We start from the raw sequence: 8,800 nt of genomic DNA, 5'->3' as shown, positions 1-8,800 counted from the left end.
GGCCGAGGTCCGGGCGAGCACCGGCAGGACGCTCGCCCGGACCTCGGCCGCACCGGTGGAGCTACTGCTTCACGACCGCGTCGATGCGGGCCAGCTCCTCCTCGCCGAAGTCGAGGTTCCGGGTGGCCGCGACGCTGTCCTCGAGCTGCTGCGGGCTGCTCGCGCCGACCAGGGCGGAGGTGAGGCGGCCGCCGCGCAGCACCCAGGACAGCGCCATCTGCGCCAGGGTCTGGCCGCGCGAGGCGGCGATCTCGTTGAGCGCGCGCAGCCGGTCCACCAGTTCCCCGGTGACGGCGTCGGTGTTCAGGAAGGGGCTGTCGCTCGCGGCCCGGGAGTCCTCGGGGATGCCGTCGAGGTAGCGGGCGGTCAGCAGGCCCTGCTCCAGCGGGGAGTAGGCGATGGAGCCGACCTGGAGCTCGTCCAGGGCGTCCATCAGCCCCTCGTCCTCCGGACGGCGGTCGAGCATCGAGTAACGGGGCTGGTTGATCAGCAGCGGCGTGCCCAGCTCACCGAGGATGCGGGCGGCCTCGCGGGTCTGCTCCGCCGAGTAGTTGGACACACCGACGTACAGCGCCTTGCCCTGCTGGACCGCCGAGTGCAGCGCACCCATCGTCTCCTCCAGCGGAGTCCGAGGGTCGAAGCGGTGCGAGTAGAAGATGTCGACGTGGTCCAGGCCCATCCGGCTCAGGCTCTGGTCCAGCGAGGACAGCAGGTACTTGCGCGAGCCCCATTCGCCGTACGGGCCGGGCCACATCAGGTAGCCGGCCTTGGTGGAGATCACCAGTTCGTCGCGGTAGGCCGCGAAGTCCGACTTCAGCGCCTCGCCGAGGGCGGACTCGGCCGCGCCCGGCGGGGGCCCGTAGTTGTTGGCGAGGTCGAAGTGGGTGACGCCCAGGTCGAAGGCGCGGCGCAGGATGGCGCGCTGGGTCCCGGCCGCACGGTCGGGACCGAAGTTGTGCCACAGACCGAGCGAGAGCGCGGGGAGCTTCAGGCCGCTGCGTCCGGTGCGCCGGTAGGGCATGTCCGCGTAACGGTCGGGGTGTGCGGTGTACAACACGACTCCAGAGGGGTTGGCACATGTCTCGGCGGTTCCGTCGAACCGCCCGTCCACTCTGTCGTGACCTGCGGGCAGTGGTCCAACAGAAGAATCCGATGGAATTCAGCGGATACGCTTCTCAATCATGGAACTGCGTCACCTCCAGCACTTCGTCGCCGTGGCCGAGGACCAGCATTTCACCCGCGCGGCGGAGCGGCTGATGGTCTCCCAGTCGGGCCTGTCCGCGTCCATCCGCGCCCTGGAGCGCGAGCTGCAGACACCGCTCTTCGTGCGGACGACCCGCAGGGTGACGCTCACCGAGGCGGGCCGGGCGCTGCTGGCGGAGGCCGAGCGGATCCTGGCACAGGTGCGGGCGGCGCACGAGGCGGTGGCCGCGGTGCAGGGCGTGCTGCGCGGCACCCTCGCGCTGGGCGCGGAGCAGTGCATCGCCGGGGTGAACGTGGCGGAGCTGCTCGCCACGTTCCGGCGGCTCCACCCGGACGTGGAGATCCGGCTGCGCCAGTGGGGCTCGGCCGCGCTGGCGGAGGAGGTCGCGGCGGGGCGGCTGGACCTGGCCTTCGCCTACCGGACGGAGGCGGACCCGGAGCAGCTGCGGTCGGTGCCGCTGACCAGTGAGCCGATGACCGTGCTGTGCCACCCGGACCACCGGCTCGCCCGGACGGGGGCACCGCTGACCCCGCACGACCTGGCCGACGAGGTCTTCGTCGACTTCCACCCGGACTGGGGTCCGCGCCGCGCCACCGACGCCGCCTTCGCCGCCGCGGGCGCACGGCGCACGGTGGCGCTGGAGGTGAACGACGTGCACAGCCTGCTCGACCTGGTCGACGAGAACCTGGGCGTCGCCGTCGTGCCGCGGCACTTCCGGCACAAGCGGGAGTCCCTCACCGCGCTCCCGCTGAAGGACACCGGCGAGGCGGTGTACGAGACGGTCGCCCTGGTGCCGTCACCGCGGGCGACGAGCCCGGCGGCGCGGGCGCTGATGGCCCTGCTGGACGACGGGGGCGCGTGAGGGGCGCGGATGCGCGAGGGTGGAGGCATGCATGCCAAGGACATCCTCATCGACGGCTTCGGCCGCATCCGGGAAGAAGTCCACGCCGCCGTCGAGGGCCTCGGCCCCGACGCGCTCAACGCCCGGCCCGGCCCCGGCGCGAACTCCGTCGCCTGGCTGGTCTGGCACCTCACCCGGGTCCAGGACGACCACGTCGCCGACGCCTTCGGACTCGACCAGGTGTGGCTCGCCCAGGACTGGGAGAAGCGCCTGGACCTCGGCCTGCCCCGCCGCGACACGGGGTACGGCCACACCTCGGCGCAGGTCGCCGAGGTACGGGTCGACGACGGTGGTCTGCTGACCGGCTACCACGACGCGGTGCACGAGCAGACCCTCGGCGCGCTGCGCGCGCTGGCCGCCAAGGACCTGGAGCGGGTGGTCGACGAGGGCTGGGATCCCCCGGTGACCCTGGGCGTACGGCTGGTCAGCGTCCTGTCCGACGATCTGCAGCACGTCGGACAGGCCGCGTACGTGCGGGGGCTGACTCAGAGCGCCGCGTCGTAACCGGGCAGGACGACGTCCCGGATGAGCGCGTTCCGCTCGTCGAACGGGAGGAACGCGCTCTTCACGGCGTTCACCGTGACCGTGCGCAGGTCCTCGACCGTCCAGCCGGCCTGCTCGACCAGCAGGGACATCTCCCGCGTCATGGTGGTGCCCGAGACCAGACGGTTGTCGGTGTTGAGGGTGACGCGGAAGCCGAGGTCCTTCAGCGCGGTGATCGGGTGCTCGGCGATCGAGGCCGCGGCGCCGGTCTGGAGGTTGGAGGTGGGGCACATCTCCAGCGCGATCCGGCGGTCGCGGACCCAGCCGGCGAGACGGCCGAGCTTGCCCTCCACGATGTCCTCGGTGATCCGCACGCCGTGCCCGATGCGCTGGGCGCCGCACACCTGGAGCGCCTGGTGGATGCTGGGCAGGCCGTGGGCCTCACCGGCGTGGATGGTGAAGGGCACGCTCTCGCGGCGCAGGTGCGCGAAGGCGTCGAGGTGGTCGGCGGGCGGGAAGCCGTCCTCGGCGCCGGCGATGTCGAAGCCGACGACCCCGGCGTCCCGGAAGGCGACCGCCAGGTCGGCGGCCTCGCGGACCCGGTCGAACATCCGCATGCCGCAGAGCAGGGTGCCGACCCGGACGGGCGTCCCGGCGGCGGCCGCCTTGGCCATGCCGGTGGCGAGGCCCTCCTGGACGGTCTCCACGACCTCGCTCATCGTCAGCCCGCCCCGGGTGTTCAGCTCGGGGGCGTAGCGCACCTCGCCGTAGACGACACCGTCGGCGGCCAGGTCGAGCACGTACTCCTCGGCGGTGCGCAGCAGGCCCTCGCGGGTCTGCATGACGGCGAGGGTGTGCTCGAAGGTGGCGATGTAGCGGACCAGGTCGCCGGAGTTCGCGGCTTCGACGTACCAGGCGGCGAGTTCGCCGGGGTCGGTGGTGGGCAGGGTGTGGCCGACGGCCTCCGCCAGCTCCACGACGGTCGCGGGGCGCAGGCCGCCGTCGAGGTGGTCGTGCAGCACCGCCTTGGGGAGGCGGCGGAGGGTCTCGGCGTCTATGCGCGTAGATGACATGTGCGGTCGTTCCTCAGCGGGTCGTTCGGCGAAGAAGGGGAGCGGATCAGGGGGCGGCGGGCTGGAGCAGGTCCCAGCGGTTGCCGTACAGGTCCCGGAAGACGGCGACCGAGCCGTACGGCTCGTGGCGCGGCTCCTCCAGGAAGGTCACGCCGGCGGCGGTCATGCGGGCGTGGTCGCGGGCGAAGTCGTCGGTGTGCAGGAAGAAGCCCACCCGCCCGCCGGTCTGGTCACCGACCCTGGCCCGCTGGGCCTCCCCCTCGGCACGGGCGAGCAGCAGCCCCGTACCGCCGTGCCCGGCGTCCGGTTCGACGACGACCCAGCGGCCGCCGTTCGGCCGGGGCGTGTCCTCGGCGAGCCGGAAACCGAGCGCCCCGGTGTAGAAGCGGATCGCCTCGTCGTAGTCGTCGACGACGAGGGTGACCAGGGGGATGCGTCTCATCGTGACCTCTCGAAGGGGGATTGACCGGAGAGGTTATACGTAAAACTGCCGAACGCGCCAGTCCCGCTCCGGGACCGGCGGCCCGGAGCGGGAGCGGCGGGGCGGGGCGGCTACGGGTACGCGTAGGTGTTCAGGGTGGCGACGGCGGCCGCCGGGTCGCCGAGGTCGTAGCGGTCCACGGCGAGGTAGTTGGGCTTCTTGCGGGCGGCCGGCCGGCAGAACCGGCGGGCGCGGTCGGCGAGCTTGGAGTTGTCCGTGCCGGCGGTGGAGGTGATCGTGGTGTCCCGGAAGTGGTTCATGACGAACAGGGGGCGGAAGCCGGGCTCGGTACGGGTCAGCGGGATGTTGGTGCCCGCGTCGTACCAGCGGCTGTAGCAGGACCAGTCGGAGGCTCCGAGGCCCGGGCCCATGGACCAGTGGTTCTCGACGGTCCACTCCCGCTGGTACATCACGCCGAAGGTGTCCCGGGTCGTTCCGGCGGCCCGGTCCGCGTCGCGGGTGCGGTCGGTGAAGATCAGCAGCCGCTGTCCCGCGGCGGTCAGCTCCCCCATGGTCGGCCAGCCGTTCTCCCGGACACCGGTGCGGTCGGGCCGGTAGAGCACGTCCGACAGCCCCTGGACGCGGGCGAGTTCGGCACGCAGGACGTCCGGGTCGACGTAGTCCTCCAGGAAGACGGTGACGAACTGGTCGGGGTGGGTGCGCAGGAAGTCGACGATCCGCTGGAGGTCCACCCACAGGGCGACGGGCCTGCTGACCAGGGTGCAGCTGTTGTGGCAGAGGATCGCGCCGTCCGGGGTCTGGTGGATGTCCAGCATGAATCCGCGGACGCCGTCGGCGAGTTGGCGCTCGATGCCCCGGTTCTGGTTGGGGAAGAGGTCGACGAAGGGCGGGGCGAAGCCGCCGTCGACACCGTTGGCATAGGCGTTGTGGGCGGTGAGGAAGGTGACCTCGTCCAGGGTGCGCCGGTCCCACGCCGGCAGGGGACGGGTCACCGGGTCGACCGGGGTCAGGTACCAGGTGGCGAGGTCACCCGTGCCGGTGCCGACGGCGAGCGGGACGGGGTGGCCCGCGCCGGAGGGTTTCGGGGCGACGGTGAGGCGGCGGTCGGTGCCGGGGACGGCGAGCGTGAACCGGTCCGCGCCCACGGGGGTGATCTCCCAGCGTGCCTCCGGGCTCGCACAGGCGACGGTCCGGGCCCGGTCGCCGGTGCGGCCGAGGCAGGTGCCGGGACTGTCGGTGTTCTCCAGGGTGCCGTCGGCTCCCAGGTTCCACCGCTGACGGCCCTCGTCGCCGCGCGGTCTGTGCTGTTCGACCGCCCCGGCGGCGTCGGCGGCGTTCAGTCCGGTCGTCGCGCTCTGGAGGTAGTGGACGCCGGGCGGCACGGTCGCCGCGGCGGCGGGTACGGGCGTCACGGCCGTCGCGGCCAGCGCGGCGGCCGTGACGGTCGTGGCGAGCAGGACGTGGGGGGTGCGCATGACTGCCGTCCTTCGTCCGGGGGGCCCGCGCACGTGCGGTGCGCGGGCCGCGGTCCGAGCGTCCTAGGTCAGGTGCATGACATCACGCCGAGCGGCCGGACGTCAGGACGTCAGCAGTACAGATTGCCGCCGGGCGACGTCCCGAGGATCTGGGCGAACTGCTGGTACTTGCTCACCCTGCTCTGCACCTGGGCGGGGTTGCGGCCGTCGCACTCGAGGGAGCCGTTGATGCTGCGGATCGTCTGGCCGAAACCGGCCTGGTTGACCATGGCGTTGTGCGGGGTCATGGTGCCCGGCCCCGACTGGGTGTTCCAGTACCACAGGGCCGTCTTCCAGGCCACGGCCGCGTCGTTCTGCACCAGCCAGGGGTTGCCCAGGAGGTCGATGCCGAGCGCGTCGCCCGCCGCCTTGTAGTTGAAGTTCCAGCTCAGCTGGATCGGTCCGCGCCCGTAGTACGCGGCCTGCCCGGCCGGACAGCCGTACGGCTGCCCCCAGTCGCAGTAGTGCGGGTAGTTGGCGGTGTTCTGCTCCACCACGTGCACCAGACCGCCGGTCTCGTGACTGACGTTGGCCAGGAAGGCGGCGGCCTCCTGCTTCTTCACCGTGTCACTGCCGGTGTTGGCGAAACCGGGGTAGGCACTCAGCGCGGCGGTGAGCCCGCTGTAGGTGTAGAAGGGGTTCCGGTTCGGGAACATCTGGTTGAACTGCGCCTCGGTCACGACGAAGTTGCCGACGGGCGTCCCGGGGCCGTTGTCACAGGCGTACGGCTCCCAGTACCAGGTGCTGATGACCGGGTCGTAACCCGGATTGGCGTGCTCGGCGATGTACGCCCGGCCGTCGGTGTAGCGCACGATGTCACCGGCGTTGTACGACCTTCCGGCCACCCAGTTCGGATAGCTGGAGCACGAGGCGGCGGAGGCGGAGGCGGCGGGGAGCAGCACCGGCGCACCGCCGGCGAGGACGAGGGCGGCGGTCACGGCGGCGATGCGTCTTCTCGACAAGGGAACGACTCCTTCGCGGAACGCGGCCGCTCCCGGACGAGGACATGCCTGAGCGGGACCTCGCCCGCACGTGCCGGCGGGGCCGGTCACGGCAGTGGGGGCGGCCGTGGTGGGGGGTGTGGGAGCACACTCAACCGCTTTGGTCTGTACCAGTCAAGGGTTTAGACCAGTCATCGTGACGCGAACATGTCGGCCGGTCGGCGCCGGGGCGGGCCCGACCCTCACGTGCTCTACACATAAAGGGGAAATAAGAGCAGAATGAACTTATGCGGCCTTTACCGCATACCGCACCAGAAGCGGTCAGGTCTGCTAGTCGAAGGAGACGACTCATGGCCAACGTCTCGCACCCGCGTGGTGACATCACGAGCCACCCCGATGCCCCGGAGATGCGGGCACGGTACGACCGTATGCTCGGGGGTCGTGATGTGGCCCTCGTGGACGGACCGGTGTTCCTGCTCGGTCTCTACTGTGCGGTGTCCCCGTGGATACTCCACTACACGACGAGCCAGCCCGCGCTCGTGCCCCACAACCTGATCGTGGGCATCGCGATCGGCCTGCTCGCCCTGGGGTTCACCGCGGCCCCGGCGCGCATGTACGGCCTCAGCGGGGCCATGTGCGCCCTGGGCCTGTGGATGATCATCTCGCCGTGGATCGTCGGCACCGACCCCGACGCCGGCGTCATCTGGAACAACATCGTCATCGGCGCCCTCACCCTGATCCTGGGCACGGCCTGCGCCGCCACGGCCGTCAGGAGCGGCCGCCGGTCGTAGGAGGACCGCGAAAGGAGCCGAGCGCCGGCCCGCGTCGACCGCGGACCGGCGTTTTCGCGTCCGGGCGGGACTGTCCCGGCGGCCGGGGGGCATACGCAGTGCAGCGGAGGTCAGGAAAAGAGGGGCGAGATGGAGATCGACGGCATCATCAGCGCCATCGTCATCGGCATTGTCATCGGCGTCCTGGGCCGGCTCGTGGTCCCGGGCCGCCAGCGCATCGGGATCCTCTGGACGATCCTCGTCGGCATCGCCGCCGCACTGATCGGCTCGGCGGTCGCCGCGGCCTTCGGGGTGGCCGACACCGAGGGCGTCGACTGGGTGGAGTGGCTGATCCAGATCGGCCTCGCCGCACTGGGAGTGGCCGCGCTGGACCGCACGAAGGCCGGCCGCTGACGGAATCCGGCGGTCCGCGTCAGCGGCGGGACAGCCACTGCTCGTACCAGGCCACCGTGTCGTCCACGGTGACCTCGATCGGCGTCGGCGTCACGCCGAAGGTCCGCTCGAAGGCCGAGGAGTCCACGATCTGCGCCTCGGTGTACTGGTAGAACATCTCGGCGACCTCGGCCATGAAGACCTCGTCGAACGGACCGAAGGGGCGCGGCTCCTCCAGGACGACCACGTTCAGGGCCCGTCCGGTCCGCTTCTCGATCATGGCGTGGATCTCACGGGTGCTGACGGCGGGCGCGGTGGGCAGGTGCCACACCCGCCCGTCGCCCTCGGGCCGCTCGCCGAGGGTGGCCAGGCCGGCCGCCACGTCCCTGATGTCGGTGTAACTGTGCGGCAGGTCCAGGTCACCCACCCCCATCACCTCGCCCCCGGTGAGCGCCCCCGGGAACACGGCGCCGCCGAGGGAGGAGTTGAGCACGCCGGGACCGACGAAGTCGGCGGAGCGGCCGAGGACCACCCGGGCGCGGCCCTCCCGGTGCGCGGCGAGATACCGCTCGTCGAGCGTCGCGCGCATCCGGCCCTTGCGGCTGGTCGCCCGCCAGGGGGTGTCCTCGGTCATCACCGCTCCCCCGGTCGGGCCGTACGGGTAGATCGTGTCGAGGACGACGAGCCGGGCTCCGGACTCCTCGACGGCGGCGAGCACCGCTTCCTGGATCCCCGGCATCACCTCGACCTGCAGGTGATAGGCGACGTTGGCGCAGTGGTACACCACGGCGGCACCGTCGACGGCCGCGCGGGCGCCGTCGGCGGTGCCGACATCGGCGGCATGCCGCCGGACTCCCTCGATCGCGGGTCCGTCCCCCTTCCGGTCGACGAGCCGTACGGCGCGACCGCGGCGGACGAGCTCCCGGGCGAGGGTGGTTCCGGCGGGGCCGGATCCCAGGACGGCGTGCAGGGGGCGGGTTTCGTGGGCGGCATCGGACATGACGGCCTCCTCGACAGCGGACAAGAGGGATCACTTAAGCACCCTCACAACTGTTAGAGACTATAACTGCCACAACAGC

The 8,800-nt window shown here is 71.5% G+C and carries 10 protein-coding genes; 4 read left to right on the top strand and 6 right to left on the bottom strand.

The genetic code is table 11. The annotated features are described in order from the left end of the window. Positions 1-61: 61 nt before the first annotated feature. The gene (mgrA, locus tag B7767_RS01060) at positions 62-1,054 is read right to left on the bottom strand and encodes an L-glyceraldehyde 3-phosphate reductase (RefSeq protein ID WP_085570418.1); all 993 of its coding nucleotides are present in this window, start codon (positions 1,052-1,054) and stop codon (positions 62-64) included. A gap of 127 nt (positions 1,055-1,181) precedes the next feature. Here mgrA and B7767_RS01055 point away from each other — a divergent pair, with 127 nt between their 5' ends. Together B7767_RS01055 and B7767_RS01050 are read left to right on the top strand one after the other, a co-directional pair. Continuing rightward, positions 1,182-2,066 (top strand): LysR family transcriptional regulator, encoded by an 885-nt coding sequence (locus B7767_RS01055; RefSeq protein ID WP_085570417.1) that lies wholly within the window; start codon positions 1,182-1,184, stop codon positions 2,064-2,066. Between the two features lie 27 nt (positions 2,067-2,093). Further along, complete coding sequence (locus B7767_RS01050; RefSeq protein ID WP_085570416.1) at positions 2,094-2,609, top strand: DinB family protein; 516 nt, start codon at positions 2,094-2,096, stop codon at positions 2,607-2,609. Here B7767_RS01050 and B7767_RS01045 read toward each other — a convergent pair. The 4 genes from B7767_RS01045 to B7767_RS01030 form a co-directional block, all read right to left on the bottom strand. Further along, positions 2,591-3,661, bottom strand: coding sequence for an adenosine deaminase (locus B7767_RS01045; protein WP_085570415.1), 1,071 nt, complete (start codon positions 3,659-3,661; stop codon positions 2,591-2,593). The two genes, B7767_RS01050 and B7767_RS01045, sit on opposite strands and share 19 nt — an antisense overlap. 46 nt (positions 3,662-3,707) lie before the next feature. Continuing rightward, positions 3,708-4,103, bottom strand: a complete 396-nt coding sequence (locus B7767_RS01040) for a VOC family protein (RefSeq protein ID WP_085570414.1) — start codon at positions 4,101-4,103, stop codon at positions 3,708-3,710. A 110-nt stretch (positions 4,104-4,213) separates the two neighbouring features. Continuing rightward, positions 4,214-5,578, bottom strand: a complete 1,365-nt coding sequence (locus B7767_RS01035; RefSeq protein WP_085570413.1) for a PI-PLC domain-containing protein — start codon at positions 5,576-5,578, stop codon at positions 4,214-4,216. Positions 5,579-5,688: 110 nt separating this feature from the next. Further along, positions 5,689-6,579, bottom strand: coding sequence for a glycoside hydrolase family 19 protein (locus tag B7767_RS01030; protein WP_085570412.1), 891 nt, complete (start codon positions 6,577-6,579; stop codon positions 5,689-5,691). Positions 6,580-6,908: 329 nt separating this feature from the next. On the opposite strand from B7767_RS01030, the gene B7767_RS01025 reads away from it, so the two are divergent. Together B7767_RS01025 and B7767_RS01020 are read left to right on the top strand one after the other, a co-directional pair. Next, complete coding sequence (locus tag B7767_RS01025) at positions 6,909-7,349, top strand: SPW repeat protein (protein ID WP_085570411.1); 441 nt, start codon at positions 6,909-6,911, stop codon at positions 7,347-7,349. A gap of 129 nt (positions 7,350-7,478) precedes the next feature. Then, a complete protein-coding gene (locus B7767_RS01020) occupies positions 7,479-7,742 on the top strand; it encodes a GlsB/YeaQ/YmgE family stress response membrane protein (RefSeq protein ID WP_085570410.1) in 264 nt (87 codons plus the stop codon). Between the two features lie 19 nt (positions 7,743-7,761). Here B7767_RS01020 and B7767_RS01015 read toward each other — a convergent pair whose 3' ends face one another. Then, a complete protein-coding gene (locus B7767_RS01015; protein WP_085570409.1) occupies positions 7,762-8,721 on the bottom strand; it encodes an NAD-dependent epimerase/dehydratase family protein in 960 nt (319 codons plus the stop codon). Positions 8,722-8,800 lie beyond the last annotated feature (79 nt).

The organism is Streptomyces sp. 13-12-16 (assembly GCF_002114215.1).
In the GTDB taxonomy this organism is placed as follows: Bacteria; Actinomycetota; Actinomycetes; order Streptomycetales; family Streptomycetaceae; genus Streptomyces.
The sequence above is the reverse complement of the archived record's forward strand: the minus strand, read 5'-3'. Positions and strand labels throughout refer to the sequence as shown.

Bases quoted from the DNA above. Each gene is read 5' to 3' on its own strand.
- B7767_RS01025 (WP_085570411.1), top strand. From the start codon at position 6,909: ATGGCCAACGTCTCGCACCCGCGTGGTGACATCACGAGCCACCCCGAT.
- B7767_RS01035 (WP_085570413.1), bottom strand. From the start codon at position 5,578: ATGCGCACCCCCCACGTCCTGCTCGCCACGACCGTCACGGCCGCCGCG.
- B7767_RS01050 (WP_085570416.1), top strand. From the start codon at position 2,094: ATGCATGCCAAGGACATCCTCATCGACGGCTTCGGCCGCATCCGGGAA.
- B7767_RS01045 (WP_085570415.1), bottom strand. From the start codon at position 3,661: ATGTCATCTACGCGCATAGACGCCGAGACCCTCCGCCGCCTCCCCAAG.
- B7767_RS01055 (WP_085570417.1), top strand. From the start codon at position 1,182: ATGGAACTGCGTCACCTCCAGCACTTCGTCGCCGTGGCCGAGGACCAG.
- B7767_RS01015 (WP_085570409.1), bottom strand. From the start codon at position 8,721: ATGTCCGATGCCGCCCACGAAACCCGCCCCCTGCACGCCGTCCTGGGA.
- B7767_RS01040 (WP_085570414.1), bottom strand. From the start codon at position 4,103: ATGAGACGCATCCCCCTGGTCACCCTCGTCGTCGACGACTACGACGAG.
- B7767_RS01020 (WP_085570410.1), top strand. From the start codon at position 7,479: ATGGAGATCGACGGCATCATCAGCGCCATCGTCATCGGCATTGTCATC.